The organism is Congregibacter litoralis KT71 (genome assembly GCF_000153125.2).
Lineage (GTDB): Bacteria > Pseudomonadota > Gammaproteobacteria > Pseudomonadales > Halieaceae > Congregibacter > Congregibacter litoralis.
In genome coordinates this window covers 414,167-435,952 of the sequence record NZ_CM002299.1, presented here as the reverse complement: position 1 = coordinate 435,952, position 21,786 = coordinate 414,167, and the positions used below count along the sequence as shown (strand labels likewise).

Sequence of the window (21,786 nt, the reverse complement as noted above, 5' to 3'; positions counted from 1 at the left end):
ATAATTACCATCAACAAACATCCACAGTCTCGCGCGAAATACGCTGAATTCACCGCCAATAGCGGTGCTGCGCAGCGAACACGAGCGGGCAACCTTACTCCGGAGACACTGTGAAATTGCTGCGCTGGCCCCTGCGCCTTACGGTGTTGGGCTTTTTTGGTGGTTGCTGGCTATTTGCCGGCATCTATCTGTATCTCAGTCCCAATCTCCCGAATGTCGAAACCCTCCGCGACGTTCGCCTGCAAACACCCATGCGCGTGTATACCCGTGACGGCGATCTCATCGGGCAGTTTGGTGAACAGAAGCGTAACCCCCTGACCTACGATCAGATCCCACAGCAGTTTGTGCTGGCGCTACTGGCGGCGGAAGACGACGGCTTCTTCTCCCATGGCGGCATTGATTTCGGCGGGCTGCTGCGGGCTGTGTCAGAGCTTGTGCTCACGGGCGAAAAAGGCTCCGGGGGCAGTACGCTCACCATGCAGGTGGCGCGGAATTACTTCCTGACTCTCGATCGCACGTTCATGCGGAAATTCAACGAGATACTCCTTGCCATCGAAATCGAGCGGCGCCTCTCCAAGGAAGAAATTTTTGAGCTGTACGTGAACCGTGTGTTCCTTGGTCACCGCTCCTACGGTTTTGAAGCCGCCTCCCAGGTGTATTACGGCAAAGGCATTGGTGAACTGAATCTTGCCCAGCACGCGATGCTGGCGGGCATTCCCAAATCACCGTCCCGGAATAACCCCCTCAGTGGACCCAAGGCCGGCAAAGACCGGCGCAACTGGATTCTCGGAAGAATGCTGTCCCTGGATTACATCGACCAGGCGACCTATGACGCGGCGGTCGCACTGCCTGTGACCGCCACCCAGCATGGCGCGCGCATCTCCCTGGAAGCCCAGTATGCTGCGGAGATGGCCCGGCGTCAGATGGTGCAGCGCTACGGCATGTCCGCTTACAACGAGGGCTATAGCGTCTACACCACCCTGGATAGCAAATTGCAGCAGGTCGCCAGCGCGGCTGTGGTGGACGGCCTCATGACCTATGACTCCCGCCACGGGTATCGCGGCCCCGAGGAGCAATTGCCTGGGGCGGCGCTCGCTCCCGACGCGCCCCTCCCCCTGAAGGAATGGCTCGGGGTTCTTGAGAACACCCCGGTCATCGCTGGCCTGGAGCCCGCGGTGGTCACGGGAGTTGATGACGCGGGTATTACGGTGCTGCTCAGGGACCAACGGCAGGTGCGTGTCGAGTGGGAGGATGGTCTCCGACAGGCGCGGCCTTACCTCAGCGAGAATCGCATGGGCTCATCGCCCGCAACGCCGGCGGACGTCGCTGCCCCGGGTGATCTCGTCCGAGTGAAGCTCAGCGATAATGAGCGCTGGCGCTTTGCGCAGGTGCCCGATGCCCAGGCCGCCCTGGTATCCCTCAACCCCAATAATGGTGCCATCGTCAGCCTCGTCGGCGGCATCGGCTTTGAGAAGAGCAAATTCAACCGCGCCACCCAGGCCCAGCGCCAGCCCGGCTCCAATCTCAAGCCCTTTTTGTACAGCGCGGCGCTGGATGCGGGGTTCACCGCGGCCAGCATCATCAACGACGCGCCGATTGTCATGGAGGACCGTTCTCTCGAAGGCGTGTGGCGTCCGGAAAACGACAGCGGCAAATTCTTTGGCCCCACGCGATTGCGCTGGGCGCTGACCAAGTCCCGCAACCTCGTATCCATTCGCCTCCTGCAGCAGCTCGGAGTACGTCGCTTCATCAACTACGCGGACCAACTGGGCTTTGATACCGAGGACTTTGCTCCGGATCTGTCCCTGGCCCTGGGCACCCACGCCATGAATCCCCTTGAGATCGCCAGCGCCTATGCGATTCTCGCCAACGGTGGTTACCGGGTTGAGCCCTTCCTGATCCAGCGCATCGACAACCTGGCGGGAGAGACAGTTTTTGAGGCCCGCCCTGCCACCGTGTGCAGGGACTGTGGCCAACAGGAAGAAGCGTCGGTCCAAAACGAAGAACTGTCCATGGAGGAAATACTCGCGGCCGAGGAGACCAATGCTCTCCCTGGGCCAGAGCGGGTGATGGACGAACGGGTCAACTTCATCATCGACAGTATTCTTCAGGACGTTATTAAAAAAGGCACGGGCAGACGGGCCCTGGTCTTAAAGCGCGATGACATCGCCGGAAAAACCGGTACAACCAACGGACCCATGGACGCCTGGTTTTCGGGCTACAACCCCGACGTGGTCACCACAACGTGGGTGGGTTTTGATAATTACACGCCCCTGGGTCGTCGCGAGTTTGGTGGCACCGCCGCCCTGCCCATCTGGATCAATTACATGCGCGAGGCGCTGGCAGGTCTGCCCGAAAAGCCCCGCGATCTCCCCCCGGGCGTGATCCACGTGCGCATCGACCCCGCCACGGGGCTCCTCGCGCCCGCTGATCAGCGGGACGCAATTTTTGAATACTTCCGCGCAGAGAATCTCCCGGAGCAGGGAGAGGGAGAAGGTACCGGCCCCACGGGTACCGACGATCTCATTCAGGAAATTTTCTGAGCCTCGGCGGCAGGCGCTGCGCTGCGCCCCGCTTCCAGCTCGCGCATTTCCCGAGCAATGGATTCCGGTGACCCCGTGCCCCGGGCCACAATGCTGTAGATAGCCGGTACCAGATAAAGAGTAAAGAGCGTCGCGACGCTCACGCCAAAGAGCACCACGATACCCAATACATTGCGGCTGGTGGACCCGGGCCCCTCCATGAGTACCAGCGGCAGGGTGCCCACAATCGTGGACACCGCGGTCATTAACACCGGTCGCAGACGTAGCACCGAGGCTTTGACAATCGCCTCGCCAAAGGCCCAGCCCTCATCACGGACCTGGTTGATAAACTCCACGAGAAGAATCCCGTTCTTGGTAGCGATACCAATGAGCATGAGCAGCCCGATCTGGCTGAACAGGTTGAAGCTCTGCCCCGTGACAAACAAGCCCAGTAAGCCGCCACCCAGGGCCAGAGGCACGGTCACCATAATCACCGCCGGATGGATAAAGCTCTCAAACTGTGCGGCCATGACAAGAAACAGCACCAGCAGCGCCAGACCAAAGGCAAAGTAAATATCGCCGGAGGACTCTTTGTAATCGAGGGACTGGCCCTTGTAGTCCACCTTGGCATTGGTAGGAAGATTGTCATCCACGGTCTGTTCCAGAAACGCCAGGGCATCGCCCAGGCTGACGTCCGCAGCCAGGGTGGCATTGATGGTCACCGCGCGGAGCCGGTTGTAGCGCTGAAGCTCGGCGATGCCCGCCACGTTGTCGGCCTCCAGGAGGTTTGACAGGGGAATGAGTTCACCGCTGGCGCTGCGCACCCTCACGTTGCCGATGTCTCCGGGCGTGGCACGCTGGTCATCCTGGAGCTGGACGATGACCGGGTACTCTTCCTGATCCACGGAATAGGTCGTGACCTCCTGCTCCGTCATTAATGCCTGGAGGGTCTCCGCCACATCCCGGGCGCTTACTCCCAGGGAGGCGGCGCGAGCGGTGTCTATGCGCAGGTGCACCTGCTGCTGGGTCTCCTTGAGATCCGAGTTGAGCATGCCGAAGAGTCCGCTGCTCCGCGCTTTGTCCATGACGATATCCCGCCACTCGGCGAGGGTCTGGTAGTCGGGACCCTGAAGCACAAACTGCACCGGCGTATTGGGCCCCCGTTGTCCGAGGCCTGCAGGGACAAAAGTCATGACGCGAATCCCAGGCACATCCCGCCAGGTTGCAGCCATCTGATCCCGAAGCTCAAAGGCGCTGTAGTCCCGCTCATCCCAGGGCACCATGGAAATGCGGGAGAAGGCCGTGGATGTCGATGTAGAGTTGCGAAACGGTGCGACAAACAATACCCGGGTAAGAGACCCGGCTTTTTCCAGCTCCAGAAGCGGTGGCTGCAACTGCTCGATGACGGCGCGCATGGAATCGATATTCGTGCCTTCCTGGGTGTTGATGATGGCCATAACCGAATCCTGATCCTCGACGGGCACATACTCCTGCTTCAACTGCTGAAACAGCAAAGGCAGCATGACCAGGGCCAGCGCCGCGATCACCAGGGACATCCAGGCGTGACTCAATAGATACCGCAGGCTGGCCTCATAAGCTGAGCGCAACCGGGTCATCACCGTCTCCACGGCCCGGTCCAACACGCTGTGGGACTCCTTGCGACGCAGCACCTGGCTGCACAGCATGGGCACAAGCGACAAGGCGAGCACCGAGGAGATACACACCGCTACGGAGATAGTGACCGCCAACTCCACAAACAATCGGGACGAGGCGTCCTGAAGAAAGATCACGGGACTGAACACCGCGAGGAGCACGGCGGTCGTGGCGATCACCGCAAAACCCACCTGCTGGGCGCCGCCCGCCGCTGCCAGGAGGGGCGGCTCACCATCCTCCACGCGACGGTATATGTTCTCGAGAACCACGATGGCATCGTCCACCACCAGCCCCACGGCGAGGACCATGGCGAGCAGAGTAATCAGGTTCAGGGAGTAGTCCATGGCCTGGAGGGCGATAACCGCACCCAGAAGAGAAACGGGAATACAGACCACGGGAATCAGCGTCGCCCGGATCGTTCCCAGAAACAGGAGAATGACGATGGAGACCAGGACAATGGTCAAGGCGATGGTGGTGTAAACACCGTTGATCGCCGCGCGGATAAAGGCCGACGCATCGCCGGAGGAGGCAATGCCCATACCGTCGGGGAGATCCCGTTCCACGGCGAGCATTTCCTTGTGCACCGCATCGAGGACCTCCACGGTATTGGCGTCAGACTGCTTTACCACGCCCACGGAAACGCTGTTTTCGCCGTTGGAAAAGAACAGGCGCCGGCGGGTGGAGGGCCCCTCTTCAACCCGCGCCACCTCTGCGAGACGCACAAGGTGACCATCGTCACCGCGGCGCACCACCAGGCGGCGAAAATCCGTGGCACTGCGATAGCTGCGCTCCACGCGCACGGGCAGTTCCATATACTGGGAATCCAGCCGTCCCGCAGGCAGCTCGACGTTTTCCTGGCGCAGGGCGGCGAGTACATCGCTCACCGCCAGCTCGCGAGCGCTGAGCTTTTGCCGATCCAGCCAGACGCGCATGGAGCGCGGTGCGCCGCCAAACACGCGCACAGACGCCACGCCCGGAAGCACGGCAAAACGATCAACGATGTAGCGCTCGGCGTAGTCGGTGATATCCATGGGCGACATGCCCTCACCACCCACACTCATGTAGACGAGGGGCGTGGTTTCACTATCGGCCTTGGTGACCTGGGGACGCTCTGCCTCTTCGGGCAAACGACGACTGGCGCGGGAGACCCTGTCACGAACGTCATTGGCTGCGGAATCAATGTCGCGACCCAGTTCAAACTCCACGGTGATGGTGGAGCGCCCGTCGCTGCTGCTGCTGCGAATGGTGCGAATGCCTTCGATACCACCGATTTCATCTTCGATGGGCTGGGTGATACGTGTCTCCACGACATCCGAAGCGGCACCCTCGTAGTTGGTCACGATGGATACCTGGGCGGGCGACATATCCGGATACTCCCGCGTCGACAGCTGCAGAAAGGCCATCACGCCAAAGGACACCAGTAGCAGGGCGATAACCGTTGCGAACACCGGCCGCTGAACAGAGATCTCAGGTAAGCGCATGACTAGTCCCCGTTGCCAGCGAGAGAGCCCGCGAGAGAGTCCGCCAAAGAATCCGCCACAGGGTCCGTCGCTGCCTCACGCACCTTGACCCCGGGCCTCAGGGTCATCTGCCCGTTGCGGACCACGCGATCGCCCGGAGAAAGCCCCGAGCGAATTTCGATAAGTCCGGGCATGCGTCGCCCGATCTCGACGGTTACTCGACGGGCGACGGACTCTTCATCGACTACAAACACGGAGCTTTTGGCACCGCTTTGCACCAACGCGGTTTCGGATACGACGATTCCCGGCGCCTCCCCCAGAGACACGTTCACCGCCATGAGCATTCCGGGGCGCAGGCGCGCCTCGGCGTTATCGATAAGCGCCCGAACGGAAAAAGCCCGGGTGGCCGGATCGACCCGGCTGCCAATCTGCGTTACCTGACCGGCAAATACCTCACCATCCCAGGCGGTACTTACGGCGTTCACGGAATCACCGATACTGATCTGCGACAGGTAGTGCTCGGGAAGGGTGAAATCCAGTTTCATGGGATTGATGTCATCGAGCTCCGCGATGACCGTGCCCGGGGTCAGGAGTGCGCCCACGCTGATGCGGCGCAGACCGATCACCCCGTCAAAGGGCGCGCGGATCGTACGATCGTCGATGCGTGAGCGCAGCGCTTCCAGAAGGGCTGCATTGGCATCAACACGGGCTCGGGCCACATCAATTTCCGCCGCGGTGGCAATGTCCTTACCCAGGGTCAGGTAGCGGTCGAGCTGCAGCTGGGTCTCTCTTAATTTAGCTTCTGCCTCGCGCAGGAGCGCCAGCTGCTCTACATCAATAAGCTCTACGAGGACCGCGCCGGCCTTGACCAGCTCGCCCCCCTCAAAGTGCACGGCACTGACCTGCTCCGTAAGCTTTGCCGTAATCGCCACGGACTCATTGCCCACCAGGGTACCCACGGACTCCGCATCCCGGGCGATGGGCGCAAGCTCGGCGATTTCTGTTTCCACCATCACGGCAGAAACGGTGCTGGCGCGCTCCCCGGCAGGGACTCCTGCATCCTCACAGGCGCTAAGCGCCAGTATGGATAAAACACCGAGCAGCCATGGGGTGCTTCGCATTCTGTTCTCCTGACTTGATACGGTTTAGAACGGCCTGACACGCCAGCACGTGGATAGCGCGGCGTATTATAGGTTGTATCATACGTTTGCCGCTGGATTTTCCGGCGCTGCTACAACCCACAGCGACGATATTATTATGTTTCCGACCTCAAAGACCCTCGCCTTTCTCGTTTTCGCACCCCTGGCGATCACCCTTTTTTCACCGCTGACGGGAGGCTGCGCCCCCGCACCCTCGGGCGCCGAGGGCACGAGCAAGCCCATGGCAGGCTCAAACGCCGCGATGGTCGTTACCGCCAACCCCCTCGCCACGAGCGCCGGTGAGGAAATACTCCGCGCCGGTGGTAACGCCGTGGACGCAGCCATCGCCATCGAGTCCGTTCTCAGTCTGGTCGAACCCCAAAGCTCGGGTCTTGGCGGCGGTGGCTTTATGGTCTATTACCATGCCGCCGATAAGCGCATCGAGGTGTACGACGGACGGGAAAAAGCACCGGCGGGCGCCCACAGCGATATGTTCCTGAAGGAGGATGGCAAACGCTACGGTTACCTTGAGGCCAAGAACAGCGGCCTTTCCATTGGCGTCCCGGGCATGGTCTCCCTCCTCTCCCTGGCTCACGATGAGCGGGGACGCCTGCCGTGGAACCGGCTTTTTGAACCGGCGAGAGCACTCGCGCTGGAAGGCTTCACCGTGTCGCCTCGCCTGGCTTCATTCTTTGAGAAGTACGGCATGCGCCTGATCCCCACAACAGAGGATCAGGGACCGCTGGACGCCTATCATTACTTTTTTGACGAGACTGGCGCCCTCCGGAACCGCATCAAAAACCCCGAGTACGCCGACACCCTGGCAATGATTGCCAGGGATCCCGATGACTTTTATCGGGGCCCTCTCGCAGAGGAGATGGTTGCAGCGGCCCATCACGCGCCCCGCGCCGGGACCCTGAGCCTGGACGATCTCGCCGCCTACCGGGCCCGAAAGGTAGAGCCCCTGTGCATGGACTATCGCGGACGTACGCTCTGCGGGCCTCCGCCGCCCTCATCGTGGGTCGCCGTCGCCATGACCCTGGGCATGCTCGAAGCAACGTCCTTCCCAAGCGGGGATGAAATGACCGACTGGAACCTGTTCACCGAGGCCCAGCGCCTGGCTTACGCCGACCGGGACTTTTATGTGGCCGACAATGACTTTGTGCCCGTCCCTCTCGACGGCATGCTCAACCGCGAGTATCTGGCAAAGCGCGCCGCGCTGATCAGCTCCGACGTTGCCATTGAAAAGGCGCTCCACGGCGACCCCTGGGCCTATGAGCCCAAGCGAACAGCAGCGCTTCCCGGAAAGGACACGACGATTGATTACGCCGGTACCACACACTTTGTGGTCGTGGATCAATGGGGTAACGCGGTATCCATGACGGCCACGGTAGAAAGCATCTTTGGGTCTACGCGCATGGCCGGCGGCATGTTTCTCAACAACCAGCTCACAGATTTTGCCAAACAGCCCCGGGACGAAGCGGGTGTGCTGGTGGCCAACCATCCCGCGCCCGGTAAACGACCGCGCTCGTCCATGTCACCTACCATCGTGCTCAATGGTGACGGTGAATTTGAGATGGCAACGGGGTCTCCCGGCGGCAATTCCATCATCGCCTACACGCTGAAAACCCTGGTGGGGGTTATCGACTGGGGACTGACGCCCCAGGAGGCCGTGAACCTGCCCAACGTGGTTGCCCGCGGCGACACCGTGCGCGTGGAGAGTGCCCGAGCATCGCAGGAGATGCTGGCGGCGATGCGAGCCTTTGGGTTTCAGGTCAAGGAATCGGCAGGAGAAAACTCCGGCCTCAGTGTCATTCTCCGTCATGACGACGGCGAGCTTGAGGGGGGTGTCGACCCCCGACGCGAGGGAACGATCTCCCTGATCAATGCCATGCCCTGAGGGGCTCTCCTCTGGAGAGCTCTTTTTTTGAGGGAATCATTAAAGGTACACAAAAAACCGCAGAGTGGTGGCAAAGTCGCTGCCTAGGAGCACTTTGTATAAACCTATAGAAACTGTAAAGTTGTGACAACCAGAGGGCATTAACCTATTGGTTTTGAACAACATATTGTGTATTTCAGATTCCATAATAGATGCTAAGTGTAACTTTGTTGTCAGTGACAACTGTAAACTTGGCTGAATCCATCAAAACGTCAGGGACAATCCGGTTGCCATGCATGAGTAAGCGGTTCTGGCGGCTGGGTCGACTATACGGCGTCATCCAAGATGTACACGGCCAAAGACCGCGAAGGTTCGTATTGTAGGTTTTCAAACTACAAGAAAGTCGCGAAACCTCTAATGCTCTGTTTTTAGTCAGGTTTACTAAGTTACCGCGAGAACCAAACCAGACGCATTTCTCACGTTACTTGCTCAAATCAGTAATCTCATCGCGATGATTCGAAAAACTTCTATTTACTGATTATTGGGGGGGTAATCCCTACACTCTTCTGTTGGGAATAAGCGCACATAGCAAAAAGCGAGAGCTTAACGCTCTGTTGAGATGGACTTTTCCCCTACAGGCTCAGATGCAGTCTAGGCCAATTTCTCACGGTGATTGCGTCAAACCGTAGGTTCTCAGAGCAAGTTGCAGAACATGCTCGATCACGAATCTCGCCGACCGACGATTTCTGCCGATTATTGGATTTGCCTGTGCTTACCCGCTAACCCACAAAGACCGCTTTCGCCTATTTTGAGACATTTGCGAACTCCATCCAATTTCAGGCAATAAAAAGCCCACCGAAGTGGGCCATTCCGTCAGGAGCTATGTTTAAGCTTGCTTACGGCGCTTCCACCCAAGTCCAGCTAAGCCGAGCCCGAGGAGGGCTAGAGTTGTCGGCACAGGCACTTGCGTATCCTCTTGCTCGACGATGTCGCCGAAGAACTGCACTTCACTTACAAAAACCCATGAATTACTTCTGACCAACTCTACGCCAAGGCTGTCACCAGTGAAGTCGAAATCGAAGCTCAAAGCAGCGGTGGTTCCGTTAACTCTGGGTATGTAGTTAGCGAAGCTTAAACCGTCGAAAGCAACTGAGGCAGGGCCACCAACGCCCCCTTGGTTAACTTGATTGTCCACGTAAACTGTAGCGCTTGTGATATTAACCGTCTGCGCAAAGTTAAACGTGATGAACGGATTGTAATTCACCCAGCCGACGTAGGGACCGTTGTCACCCAATTGTGCCCCCGGCAAGCCGGACCCCGGCTCCACTGCATTCCAGGTGCCTGAAGCAATAATTCCATCCGTAAGATCGCCAGTTCCACCAGTCAAAGATGAGCGGCTCACACCAACATCTCCAGAGCCGTCATAGGTTTCATCCCAATAGGAATATGAACCGACGTCTCCATTCAGCATATCGTAGGTATCGACAGTTAGTAAGCCAGCGTTCGCAACCGTTGCAGACGCTACCATCACGATTGCTAAAACAAATTTCTCTAATTTCATTCCACCAGTTCCATCTACAAATACGATAATAATGATGCCTTAGCAAAAAGCAGACCAACATAGGTGGCGCGAGGGCTGCAGCGCATATTGGATAAAACCTGAATGTCAGATGTAAAAAAAATTGACACGCCGAATGACCGTTATGAGGTGAAAACAGTCGTATGGGGATGACCCTTTCGCCTACCTTGAGACATTAGCATTCTCAAATCTCACGCAATAAAAAGCCCACCGGAGTGGGCTAATGCATCGGGTGTTTTGCTTACGCTGTAATGCGCCGCTTCCAGCCAAGACCAGCGAGGCCCAGACCGAATAGTGCGAGTGTCGCGGGGGCTGGCACTGAGGTTCTGTCTCCAAGGCTAGCGAACGCCCACAGGCCCAAATCCTGGGAGCCCGGATCGTTTCCTGCAGCAATAAGATCTACGTTGCCGCTATTTGGAGAGAAAATCCACTCATTATCGAAAGAGTAAGCATATGCCCATCCTAAGTTTGGGTTTTCGTCGCCATCGTCATAGGAACCCCAAATCAAATCTCGCGTGTCACCGAAGCCCATGATACCGGCGTAGGTGGACCATTGACCGCCCGTTAATGGAAGGCTTCCGAGCAGCTCCTCAATCTTTTCGGTTGAGGCTACTGTAAAGCCTTCTTCCTCCGCAGCAGCAATCTGTTCCGCTGGAGTAAACGCGCTTATACCCGTTGCCGAGTCGAAAAAATTATCTAAGTCGAGCCATGTGAGCCCGGTGATTTCATCTAAAAACGTTTCGAAACCATTCACATCATCGGAATCGATAATGCCTGCATTGGCTTGTCCAAACGATAAAGCCACGGCACAGGCTCCGGCAATAAAACACTTCTTTAAATTAGCCATATGAATTCTCTTTCACGGTGTGAGTACTTTGTTTCCAAAGCGAAGCAATAATTATACCAAGCCACGTACCGTAAGGTGTTCAGCCAATACACGACGGCAAATCGCCGGGAAGTGTAAAGAATTCTGACACATCTCCCCGTGCGTAATTGTTACCGATGAGTGTGTTTAAATTACGCCGCATAGCACAAGTCACGCCGCGAGTAAGGTAGCGTCTTGGCGCCGAACTTAGATTTTTTAGGCAAATGACCTCTATCAAATTAGCTCGGCTCGGCCAGCGCAAATTTCGCGCCAAAATGGGAATACTCTTATTCGTAGCAAGGTAAATCTTTCTGACGGCGCTAAAGACCGCCTTGAGGTGTTTTGAGACATCGCCAGAACCCGCTTTCGAAGGTGCGAGTTGTCGTTTCTCGAATTGCAGTGTTTGCAGTCGGAAGCGACCAATCGAATGAAGGCAAGATTTCTTGTGTCAGCGGGAAGGAAACTCCCCCAAACCTGACTAAAAACAGAAGTTAAAAACTTAACCCGTTGATTTATAGGGAATCGGGTTAAGTTTTTGGTTCATTTAAGGTGATAAATTTCCAAAAAGCGTGAAAACCCACACTCTAATGCACAAGCACAAAAAAACCCCTAAGTTTTGGGGCTTAGGGGCTTTTATGGTTCAGTGGATGGCTTTACACAAGTATCCAGTTACTAGGTGTTAACTACACTTACTGTCACCGCAACTCAAACACGTGGCGCAGCCACCGTCGATGATCACTGCTTTTACAGAGCATGCCTTGCATAGGGTGGCGCTTTTTGGGTAGCCGGTGTCCCCCGGATCAGCATCCATTGCCCTGGCTTTCTTCTCTTCCAAATAGGCGAGCTGCCCTTCATCCATGACTTCTTCGGGTATCAGGCCGATAGATCGCATATGACGCTTGATGATGATCCCGATTTCAGCGACGAGTGAAGGGACGAACCGCCCGCCCGTGAAGTAGCCGCCCTTCGGGTCGAACACCTGCTCCAGTTCGTCGATGATAAATGTGACATCACCGCCTTTACGAAAGATGGCACTGAGGACCAGCGTGAGGGCCGTCACCCACTGATAATTATCCATGTCGCGGCAGTTGATGAAGATTTCAAAAGGCGCCCGTTTTTCGTGCTCTGTCCCCTCGTTGAGCACAATGTCATTAATAGACACGTACAGGGCGTGCTTTATATTCGGAGCCTTGAGCTTGTAGGTTGATCCATGGAGATGCTCGGGGCGCTTGATCTTCTCGTGCATCTGAACAACTTGTGCTTCTTCTTTTGGCGCATCAGTCTCGCCAGGCTTCACTACGCTCCAGCCAGTAATCTTCTGGTCGATTTTTACAGTCATGGCTTTTGGCCTCTCATCGATGCGGGCCCGCGGCCCGCAGAGTAAACAATGGGCGAGCGGTTCATCCTAGAACCGCGAATACATACCCTCTTTCAAGGCATCAAAGAGGTTTGAGGCGGAGTGCGTATCGCCGTCGTACTCAACCTGGTCGGTGCCGGCCACCTGAATAGTGGATCCGTCCTCGAGTGTGAACTCGTACTTCGTGTTCTCGAGATCGTCTTTCTTGACCAGGACGCCACTGAATGCCTCGGGGTTGTAGCGGAACGTTGTGCAGCCCTTCAGCCCACGCTCATAGGCGTACATGTATACGTCCTTGAAGGAGTCATAGGGAATTTCCGTGGGGACATTGACCGTCTTGGAGATGCTGGAATCGATCCACTTTTGAGATGCCGCCTGCATATCCACATGCTCTTTTGGCGAAATATCATTGGTGGTAATGAAATAGTCAGGCAGCTTGTTGGGGCCTTCCGTCGCATAGGGGTCCGCTTCCGGATTAATCAGGTGGCGGTAGGCCAGTAGCTCGAATGACTGAACCTCCGTCTGCTGCTTGGTCTTTTTGCCCGCCTTGATGATGTTACGCATGTACGAATGGGCGAAGCTGGGCTCTATACCGTTGCTACTGTTATTGGCAAAGGAAAACGCAATGGTCCCTGTGGGAGCGATGGAGCTGTGGTGCGTGAACCGTGCACCATGCTGCTCTATCTCTGCCACGAGCTGGGGCTCTACCTCGGCGATAGTTTGCATGTAGCGGCTATATCGAGCCATCAATACCCGCCCTGACACCTTGTCACCCAGTTTGAACCCGTCAGCTATCATTTCCGGCCGCGCGTTCAGCATCTCTCCGGTGACATCATAATTCTTGTCCAGAATTGGGGCCGCGCCCTTCTCCTTCGCCAGCTCAAGGCCAACTTTCCAGCCTACTACGGCAAGCTCACGACTAACGCGATCAGTAAAAGCCACAGCCTCTTCAGATCCATAACGCATGCCCATCAGCGTAACTGCTGACCCCAATCCGAGGTAGCCAATGCCATGGCGACGCTTCGTGGTGATCTCCTCAACCTGCTCCGGAAGAGGTAGCCCATTGATCTCAACTACGTTATCCATCATGCGGGTGAAAATCGCTGTAACCTCGCGGAATTTATCCCAGTCAAAGGCTGCCCTGTCTGTAAAAGGCGAGACAATGAAGCGAGTCAGATTGACACTGCCCAGGAGACACGACCCGTAATAGGGCAATCCCTGCTCTCCGCAGGGGTTTGTACTCCGGATGTTTTCGCAGAACCAGTTGTTGTTCATTACATTGTATTTATCGATGAGAATGAACCCGGGCTCGGCGTAATCGTAGGTGAGCGACATCACCTCGTCCCAAAGCTCACGAGCCTTGACGACGTTGTAAATCTTGCAGGCAACTTCTCCCACCTCATTGGACAGATAGCCATCGGTTATCGGGAAGTACTTCCACAGTATTCCGCGACTACCTGCTTTCTTTTCGGCATCTTCAAGATTGTCTGCCTTGATCGGAAACACGAGAGGCCAGTCACCTTCAGCTTTGACGGCCTCCATGAACTCATCCGTGATCAACAGCGAAAGATTGAATTGGCGAAGCATGCCGTCGGTACGTTTAGCACGAATAAACTCAAATACGTCCGGGTGGGACACGTCAAACGTGCCCATCTGTGCGCCTCGTCGCCCCCCCGCACTGGAAACGGTCTTGCAGGTCGCGTCAAAGATTTCCATGAACGACAGAGGACCACTGGTTTCGGCCCCGGCTCCCGCCACGTTGGCACCGCTGGGTCGCAGGGTAGAAAACTCGTACCCAATCCCGCAGCCAGCCTTCAGCGTCAAACCGGCCTCCAGGTTCGCCTGGAGAATGCCTTCCATGGAATCGCTGATGGGTCCCGAAACCGTGCAGTTGATGGTTGACGTGCTGGGCTTGTATTTCTCTGCGCCGGCGTTCGACATGATGCGCCCCGCAGGAGTCGCTCCGTTACGAAGAGCCCACTCAAACTTTTCTTTCCAGTCCTCGTGATCAGATGTCTCAACCTTGGCCAGGGCTGCGGCAACGCGCTTAAAAGACCCGTTCATATCGCCGTCGATTGAATTACCTTCATGGTCACGGAGCCCATACTTCTCAGACCAGATCTCGACCGAAGTCTCCTGCATTGGCACATCAACGACTGCCGGGGCTCCACCGGTAATCAGTTCCATCTTGGTCATAAATCAATCCTCAATAGCTGTGCTCTGGGAGGGCACTCAAGCTGTTTGCGCTGGCAGACGCTGCCTGGTCTCTAGAAAAGCGGGGGTAGTCCGGCATCTCTCATGACGCCAACACTTTACCCAAAACACACAGTTTTTGAGACACCAAAGCGCCTAAAAAGACCAAATCTGGGAACTTTTTCATAAAGAACCACAACATTTAGTATAAGAATAATGTAATCCCCCCATTTATAACCGCAGTTTTCGGTAGAGGATTAAGCCGCTGACCTGCCCATTGTTCGGTGCTTGCGTGACCGGGTCCGGACTCAGCATCCTCCCCAAGGTCGGCTCATAGATCCGCCCGTTCATGTGAATGATGCCAATGTCATCCAAATGCTCATGACCGGTGTAGCCGCGATGATCGGTGGCTGTGACTGATCCAGCCGCCCAGGTCGTTGCAATGCGGCGCAACCCCCAGGCATCGTAGCTTAGGCGGTCCAGCACATTGCCTGTGGACTCATCGGTGATGGCCGTGACACTGCCCAAATGATCCCGATGGAGATAGCGGTGCGTGGTGCCGCCCGCACTGTCTTCTCGCACCATGATCGCTCGACCATTGGCGTAGATTACGGATCTTGAAACCTCGGCACTGCCGCCAAAACGTCGCTCGAATCGTGAGCCTACATAATGGGTAGTTTCAGTGTTGCGCTGCTTCTGGAACCGGCGACGATCAGGGCCGTACAGAAAATCGTACGTGATGCCGCTCTTCGCGAGCTGCGTAGGCTTGTTGTAGCTGGACCAGACCATAGTCGGCTCGTTAGTACCCAAGGCAAAGTTGCCGTTGGCGTCGTACGACAGACTGCGGACGTTAGCGCCCTGAGTGAGGAGCGTCACAGCATGCGCCGGACCTGCGATGTAGTCATAGGTGTCAGCGACATCGGTCTTTTGGGTAATGCTCCCCATGGCATCAAAGGCATAGGACACTGCGGTCTGCCCAACCACTTGTGCGCTGGTGAGTCGATCAAGATCGTCATAGGTGAATGCCTCAGAGAGCGACTGCAAGTTGTCGTCTCGCGTCAGCATGTTGCCTGCGCTATCGTAGCTGTAGCTAAACTGCTGAATGGTTGACGTCGCCTGCGAGAGCTGACTTGTGACGCGTGCCGAGACGCCATCAAACGATTGGGTGACGGTTGAGCCATCTCCCAGCCATTCCTGTGTCACCCGCCCGGCGGCGTTGGTATCCAGGGTTTGATAAAACACCTGTGTACCGCCCAGTGACTGCACCCGTTCAAGGTAGCCCAGCGCATTGTAGGCATATTCAACCGTATAACCCGACGGTGAGGCGAGACTGGCGGGATACTTTTCGCTCGCCAGCATGCCGTTGCCATCGTAGGTCTTGGTCTCGGTGTAAGTAGAGGTGCCAATCGTTGTGCTGATACCTGTCACCCGACCGAAGTGGCCTGCGCCATAGGTGTATTCGCGGCTAAAGCCCGATTGGGATTCGCTATGGACCTTACCGATGCCTAAATCACCGAGCGCCGTGTGATCGTAGGTCCAGACCGCCGTGCCCTCAGGCTCAGTACGGGAGGTCACTCGACTCAAAAGATCGTAGATAAACGTTCGGCTCTGCGCAGCCGCTGCCATTTCCGGCGAGATCTCGGTCAGTTTGTTACCCAGCGCATCGTAGCTATAACTATAAACACCGTGATCGGGATCATCCTGCTGGGTCATGCGCCCATATCGGTCATAGCTGTAGTTCACAACGGACGCGACGGCCGTGCCCGCTGCAGCCGTTACCGATGACCGATTGCCAGCGGCATCATAGGCGATGCCCATCGACGTACCGTCTTTATCGATAACACTGATCACACGACCTGCGGCATCGGTAGATTGTGTTTCGGAGCGACCGGCGGCATCGGTGACAGTCGTCGTCAATCCGTTGTACACCGTAGTCGTCGAGGCGACCGAGTCAGCCGCGATTAACGACGTTACGCGACCAATATCGTCATAGCCAAAGGTATTCCAATCAACCCCGCCACCGTCAAAGTGGGGCTCGGATTGGCGAGAGAGACGGCCCAGCGCGTCGTATTCACTATCGACATTCACGTAGCTGCCATCGAAGCTTTGCGAGCGCTCACGCACCGTACGCCCCAGCAGATCCACAAACGTTCTGCGCGGGGCTTTGCCGCTCTCCAGGGTCTCTTGATAAAACGCCGCGCTTACGCCACTGCCTGTGGGGTCTTTGTAGGTAAGTGTCGATACGCTCGTGCCATCTGGCCGCGTTTCGAGTGTTTGCTGGCCAAAGCTGTCGTAGGACCAGGTGGTCGTCTGACCATTAGCATCGGTCTGCGAGGTCTTCTTGCCAAACTCGGGCAGCCACGACTGAGAAACGACATGGCCCAGTGCATTGGTGAGAGTGGTGGGGAACTGACCGCGGGTGTCGTAGGCAATGCTTGTTGTTCGACTCGCAAAGCCAGGCCCTGCAATGGTCTCAGACAGCACATTACCGAACGCGTCGTGGGTGCGCGTGGTGGTTACCTCTATGCCCGCACCGCCGCCCGGTTCGCGCGTCGTGGTCTTCAGTAATCCGTACGTTGTTCCATAGGAGTATGTCGTGGTGCGAGTGTCGCGGGACGACGAACCGCCATTGAGCCAAAACGTTGTGGAGTTAGAGGCCAACTCACCGACGCGCCACTGCGTGACGTCCACGTTGAACGCATTGGCAACCACTTGCTGTCGGATCTCGGTGTTTTCTGTATCGTCGGTTTCCACTTCCAGCGTTGTTGTGTTGCCATAGGCATCCACCGTTCTGTCGGTAGTCTGCGTGACAAGCAAGCGCCCATCACCCAGCGCATACTTCTTTTCGACCGTCGTTTGTGCGTAGCCAAATACAGGGCCCGCGCCCACGGTGCCATTGATTGCATACGTGGTATCGGTCTCCGCCAGTAATCGACCATCGCTCACGCGGCGCTGCTCAACATGCTTGGGTTGCATGACCAAAGGAAACGATTGCTCGTACTCGGTCGTGGTTTCGATGTTGGTATCCAGGTTCGTAGAGATGATCTTGGCGAAGCCCAAGATTCCCCGACCGTCCAAGCCCCACTTGAGCCCTTCGTATTTATAGGTCGTCTCAAAGTCCCCACCGATACCGTTCGAGATGCGCATGTTCTTAACAACGCGAGTGCTGTCTTGAATATCAAACTCGGGGAGTTCCGCACCTGTGCCTTTGGTGTAGGTGTCCGTGCCTGAGGCTAGCCAATCGTATTCAAACTGGATTTCGCGGCCCGACGACTCGGTGATAGAACTAACAAGGTTGGGACGATCAGCGTCGTTAACGAACACTCGCGAACGCTCTGTCTCGCAGTAATGGTAATACAGATAGTAATTTGTTAACGCGTAGTTTCTCTTGCATACGTAAGTCTCTTTCACGCTAGGATCAAGCAAGCCATCACCGTTGATATCGCCAAACCCGCTATACTTATCAAACCCATAATCCAAAGGCTGCAGTATCGTGGCTGTTTGAGAAGAGCCAACCGTACTGTCGCCGTGAACAACTGATAGCTCGCCCTTGTAGCGCCTCGGGTTTCGGGTAATAACGTGCACCGAATGCGTTAGATTGTCTTTAAATCCATCGCGATTGAGGTCAATTTGGTAGGCCAGTCCGCCAACCCCTACCTCAACAAATGCGTCCCCTGTGTTCAACTGTACAATCCAGGCACCTGTGCTGTTCGTCGTTTTCCGATCCATCAGTCCATCGGCGTTGTAATCGAAGAACTCAACATAATATGACCAGTAGGAACCGGGCTTTATAGTGGCGCTACTTCCCCAGTCTATCTGTGGATCGAGACCAATGCCGTTGTTAAGTCTTACGTATTGCGTTTTCTCAATTACGTCTGGAAGTCCATCGCCGTTAAAATCGCCAATACTTAGGTCGTACCAAACGTCACTCGTCCAAACGACCTCTGCCGCAAACGCTGACCCAATATTCAGTCCCACCCTCAAAGTGTACGTTTTCCGATCGGCTGACGAATTTCAAACTTCAGAAACCGTCACGAGATCCACCTTTGCATCGCCATTCATGTCAGCAAAAAAAACTGAGTTTTTACCAGGATAGCCTCGAGAAGGCACAGTGCTATACAGAGAGCTGCTGAAGCCCGTATCTGTCGCTAGCGAGACATGGAGCTCTAGGGTTCCGGAAGAGGCTCCTCCTACTGGCTTAACGTAGATCATATCTGTGCGCCCGTCGCCATTGACGTCAGCCCAATGCAGTCGGCTTTCTCCTGATACAAGCAAACGGTCCACCGGTTCCGACGCATACCACGTCTCCGTTGTATAGCCGTTGGGACCCGAGAGTCTCAGGTCAAATTCATTCCGGGATTGTGAGTTTGCTCGCGTAGGGTCCCAAATTATGTAGTCGTCTTGACCATCTCCGTTGAAATCATGCCATCGGTTATACACACCGTAGGGCGTTTGCCGGCTTGCTCTCGTGTCCCACTCACCATAGCTTTGACCGCGATACGTCAAAGTCTCCATCCACGTGGGGGTGTAGGTGTCACCGGTTCCCGCATACACCCAATTAATCGTCAGGGGGTCCTGGCAACTTCCCGCATCGTCACACCGTTGCACGGAGTCGAGTCTCGATAAAGACCCCAAGCCATTTTCGGTGTAGCTAAGCTCGTAACGGTATACTACGGTCCCTGCGACTTTAATGCTGATTCCTGTCAGGCGCTTGGGATGTTTGTGAAGGGTCGACCCAGCCTGAAACGAAACAGTGTTGTCAGGCCGTGCTTCGTACTCGAAGTCGATGCTCGCGTTAGGACTGATCCCAGCATCGTCATTGCCGCTATATTCGATCTTTGTTGGGTAGCTTTCGCCCAACACTGTGTCTTCGTGGTAAGCCATAGTGAAGTAGTTGCCCACTCGGTCCTCATCACGATTGAGACGCCACAAGCGAATGTGTGTGCCAGTTTCGTTCTCGACCGCAGAGTCGGTCGTGTTGCCAAATTCCTGCAGATGCCCGCTTTTAGTTTCGATGGTAAAGTGGGACGGACCGTTGCCTGTGGTGCCATGGGCAATCACACGGCTGAACTGATCGGACTCGGTGCGATACTCCGACCCTGCTTGGCCATAAGTACCCGAAGTAACTACGAGCCGATTACCGTTTAAGCAAAACCGGTCTTCATACGTGAAATTGACTGCTCGTCTCGCTCCATCTTGCGCAACTGTCTGCGCACATCGCGTTATCTTCGAGTCTGCGCCCTGCAAGAACCAACCTAAACCGAGCAAGCCATTATCGACATTGCTGTTGTAAACAAGCCGGAGGCTGGGCGTCGACTCGCCAGTACCCGGCGGCAGCTCAATTGGGAGCTGATAAACCGCGTTACCCCCGGCGCTGACCGTCGCCTGTCCCGCTGCACCTCCGAAATACCGATTACCCAGAGGCGCCTCGGGGCTATTACTCACTGTACTGAGCGACGGCGGCGTATTCGCCAGTGCCGATAGGCTAAATACAGCAGTCGTAAAGCAGGATGCTAGGAGCTTCGCCATCAATCTCGCACACATGAAGGTTCCTTAGCCCAGCTGGGGGCTAGTTCTGATAACCACATAAGAGGGTTGATGAGAAGTACCTAGTGGACGCTAGAATCAGCCACCAGGTTCAGGTGTGTTTTGAGGTGTCGAACTATCGACACCATCCTTGTCTTTCTCTTTGTGAGTCTTATCTTTGTCTTTGTACTTCACCATCGATTTGCTTTCGGCGTGGAGAATATATTTCTTGCCGACGCTCTTCGAGTCTTTGTTTCCAAAGGTAATCTCGTCAACCAGCATCTCGCTGTAGGGCTGCTGAATAGGCAGCGCAGGCCAGCCTGACAGAACCGCTGTCACTCCACGCTTAAAATCGTTTTCCTTTAATTTTAGGCGCTTAAACTCTTCGGAAGTCTGTAGGGTTGCTCGGCGGAATGTTGCTATCGGCGTGTCAGGGTCCATACCTTCGGGTAAGCGAAGCTCACTATCACCAGGCAGCGAATAGAACAACTCAACGTATCCATCCTCGTTCAGATAAACCTGATGTATCTCTACTTCGACTTCGATAGGGTTCTCGATGTCAAATCGGTCTGAACTACTAAAGTCGTTGCTAATATGGTTGTGGTAGCGATAGTTCGAATAGTCTTGGGGGCTGATGCTTGGCTTTATTTTTGGGCCCGGTGTCGTGGCGTTTACCGTAAAGCTAAGTAGCACTGCGGAAACGCAGGCGACGAGTGAAGTTGCGGTGACGTTCGGCATTGGGGACCCTTCTTCTAAAACTCGCTTTTGAACCTTCCACAGATGTCGCCATCTAAAACAACACTTTTGTGAATGTTTAAATTTATTGTACACACTGACCCACATCAATAAGGACTTCCACAAAGCGTTGCAAGGTCGATTAAGCAGGATTCACTTCATTGCGCCGCAATGGGAGCTGGCTGAGCGTGGGATTACAGTCAGCTGAGAATCGATTTGGTTGTGGAGCATGAAAATTCGGATCGATCTACACGCGCGGCTTGAAACGAAAGCACCAAGGATACGGTGATACCTTCTACATCGACGAAGTCTTCGTGAAGAAGAATGGCAAGTTACATTATTTCTGGCGTGCCGTGGATCAGGAGAGCCTGCCCCATGAGCGAAGCGAATGCTTTGGGCATGGCGAGGTTGTTAACGTTTTCCTACAGGCTAGGCAAGATGGGGCGGCGGCCAAGCGATTCTTCAAGCGCCTAATGCGCACCAATGGGCAATGGGAGTGAACCCAGTAAGATTGTGACCGATAAATTGCGTAGCTATGGGGTCGCTCATCGTGAGTTGATGCCTGCGATAGCCCACAGTACCAAGCAGTCTGAAAACAATCGGGCGGAGCGAATCAATCTCATGAGGCGACTGGAGTGAGAGAGCGGGAAATGCGGCCGTTCAAGTCGATGAAGCAGGCCCAGAGACTTTTGACTACTCACGCCGCTCTACCCAACTTGTTCAATCTAGGGAGGCACCTGATCAAATCTCAACACTTTCGAGTCTGAGGGTGAGTGCGTTCAATGAATGGACTGGGGCAGTAGCTTGAGGCAGCGAACTGTACTCTATCAACCTGGCGCAGTTGCTTTGTCAGAACCCAGTGAGGATAGGTGTTCTGG

The 21,786-nt window shown here is 55.6% G+C and carries 11 protein-coding genes and 1 pseudogene; 3 read left to right on the top strand and 9 right to left on the bottom strand.

All coding sequences use genetic code 11. The features are described from left to right. Positions 1-110: 110 nt before the first annotated feature. Positions 111-2,543 carry a penicillin-binding protein 1A gene (locus KT71_RS02020; protein ID WP_008293165.1) on the top strand — a complete coding sequence of 811 codons (2,433 nt, stop codon included), beginning with the start codon at positions 111-113 and terminating at the stop codon, positions 2,541-2,543. Here KT71_RS02020 and KT71_RS02015 read toward each other — a convergent pair. Both KT71_RS02015 and KT71_RS02010 read right to left on the bottom strand, forming a co-directional pair. Next, entirely contained in the window at positions 2,528-5,656 is a 3,129-nt protein-coding gene (locus KT71_RS02015) for an efflux RND transporter permease subunit (RefSeq protein WP_008293166.1), read from the bottom strand. The two genes, KT71_RS02020 and KT71_RS02015, sit on opposite strands and share 16 nt — an antisense overlap. Positions 5,657-5,658: 2 nt before the next feature. Further along, entirely contained in the window at positions 5,659-6,756 is a 1,098-nt protein-coding gene (locus tag KT71_RS02010; RefSeq protein WP_008293168.1) for an efflux RND transporter periplasmic adaptor subunit, read from the bottom strand. 136 nt (positions 6,757-6,892) lie between these two features. Here KT71_RS02010 and ggt point away from each other — a divergent pair, with 136 nt between their 5' ends. Further along, positions 6,893-8,674 carry a gamma-glutamyltransferase gene (gene ggt / locus KT71_RS02005; RefSeq protein ID WP_202962379.1) on the top strand — a complete coding sequence of 594 codons (1,782 nt, stop codon included), beginning with the start codon at positions 6,893-6,895 and terminating at the stop codon, positions 8,672-8,674. A gap of 865 nt (positions 8,675-9,539) precedes the next feature. Here the strand turns inward: ggt and KT71_RS19585 are convergent. The 7 genes from KT71_RS19585 to KT71_RS01970 form a co-directional block, all read right to left on the bottom strand. Then, on the bottom strand, positions 9,540-10,214 hold the full coding sequence (locus KT71_RS19585) for a PEP-CTERM sorting domain-containing protein (protein ID WP_008293170.1): 675 nt from the start codon (positions 10,212-10,214) through the stop codon (positions 9,540-9,542). A gap of 259 nt (positions 10,215-10,473) precedes the next feature. Beyond that, positions 10,474-11,079, bottom strand: a complete 606-nt coding sequence (locus tag KT71_RS21005; protein WP_008293171.1) for a PEP-CTERM sorting domain-containing protein — start codon at positions 11,077-11,079, stop codon at positions 10,474-10,476. A 697-nt stretch (positions 11,080-11,776) separates the two neighbouring features. Next, on the bottom strand, positions 11,777-12,436 hold the full coding sequence (locus tag KT71_RS01990; protein WP_008293172.1) for a TSCPD domain-containing protein: 660 nt from the start codon (positions 12,434-12,436) through the stop codon (positions 11,777-11,779). A 66-nt stretch (positions 12,437-12,502) separates the two neighbouring features. Then, entirely contained in the window at positions 12,503-14,650 is a 2,148-nt protein-coding gene (locus tag KT71_RS01985) for an adenosylcobalamin-dependent ribonucleoside-diphosphate reductase (protein ID WP_008293173.1), read from the bottom strand. Positions 14,651-14,878: 228 nt separating this feature from the next. Next, positions 14,879-18,631, bottom strand: a complete 3,753-nt coding sequence (locus KT71_RS01980; RefSeq protein ID WP_023659812.1) for a Rhs family protein — start codon at positions 18,629-18,631, stop codon at positions 14,879-14,881. A 30-nt stretch (positions 18,632-18,661) separates the two neighbouring features. After that, complete coding sequence (locus KT71_RS01975) at positions 18,662-20,176, bottom strand: FG-GAP-like repeat-containing protein (protein ID WP_169729135.1); 1,515 nt, start codon at positions 20,174-20,176, stop codon at positions 18,662-18,664. A gap of 96 nt (positions 20,177-20,272) precedes the next feature. Then, positions 20,273-20,911, bottom strand: coding sequence for a hypothetical protein (locus KT71_RS01970; RefSeq protein WP_008293176.1), 639 nt, complete (start codon positions 20,909-20,911; stop codon positions 20,273-20,275). 175 nt (positions 20,912-21,086) lie between these two features. On the opposite strand from KT71_RS01970, the pseudogene KT71_RS21470 reads away from it, so the two are divergent. Next, positions 21,087-21,716, top strand: a pseudogene (locus KT71_RS21470) (IS6 family transposase); the annotation flags it as partial. Positions 21,717-21,786 lie beyond the last annotated feature (70 nt).

Bases quoted from the DNA above. Each gene is read 5' to 3' on its own strand.
- KT71_RS01990 (WP_008293172.1), bottom strand. From the start codon at position 12,436: ATGACTGTAAAAATCGACCAGAAGATTACTGGCTGGAGCGTAGTGAAG.
- KT71_RS01975 (WP_169729135.1), bottom strand. From the start codon at position 20,176: ATGGCGAAGCTCCTAGCATCCTGCTTTACGACTGCTGTATTTAGCCTA.
- KT71_RS02015 (WP_008293166.1), bottom strand. From the start codon at position 5,656: ATGCGCTTACCTGAGATCTCTGTTCAGCGGCCGGTGTTCGCAACGGTT.
- KT71_RS01985 (WP_008293173.1), bottom strand. From the start codon at position 14,650: ATGACCAAGATGGAACTGATTACCGGTGGAGCCCCGGCAGTCGTTGAT.
- KT71_RS02010 (WP_008293168.1), bottom strand. From the start codon at position 6,756: ATGCGAAGCACCCCATGGCTGCTCGGTGTTTTATCCATACTGGCGCTT.
- KT71_RS21005 (WP_008293171.1), bottom strand. From the start codon at position 11,079: ATGGCTAATTTAAAGAAGTGTTTTATTGCCGGAGCCTGTGCCGTGGCT.
- KT71_RS19585 (WP_008293170.1), bottom strand. From the start codon at position 10,214: ATGAAATTAGAGAAATTTGTTTTAGCAATCGTGATGGTAGCGTCTGCA.
- ggt (WP_202962379.1), top strand. From the start codon at position 6,893: ATGTTTCCGACCTCAAAGACCCTCGCCTTTCTCGTTTTCGCACCCCTG.
- KT71_RS01970 (WP_008293176.1), bottom strand. From the start codon at position 20,911: ATGCCGAACGTCACCGCAACTTCACTCGTCGCCTGCGTTTCCGCAGTG.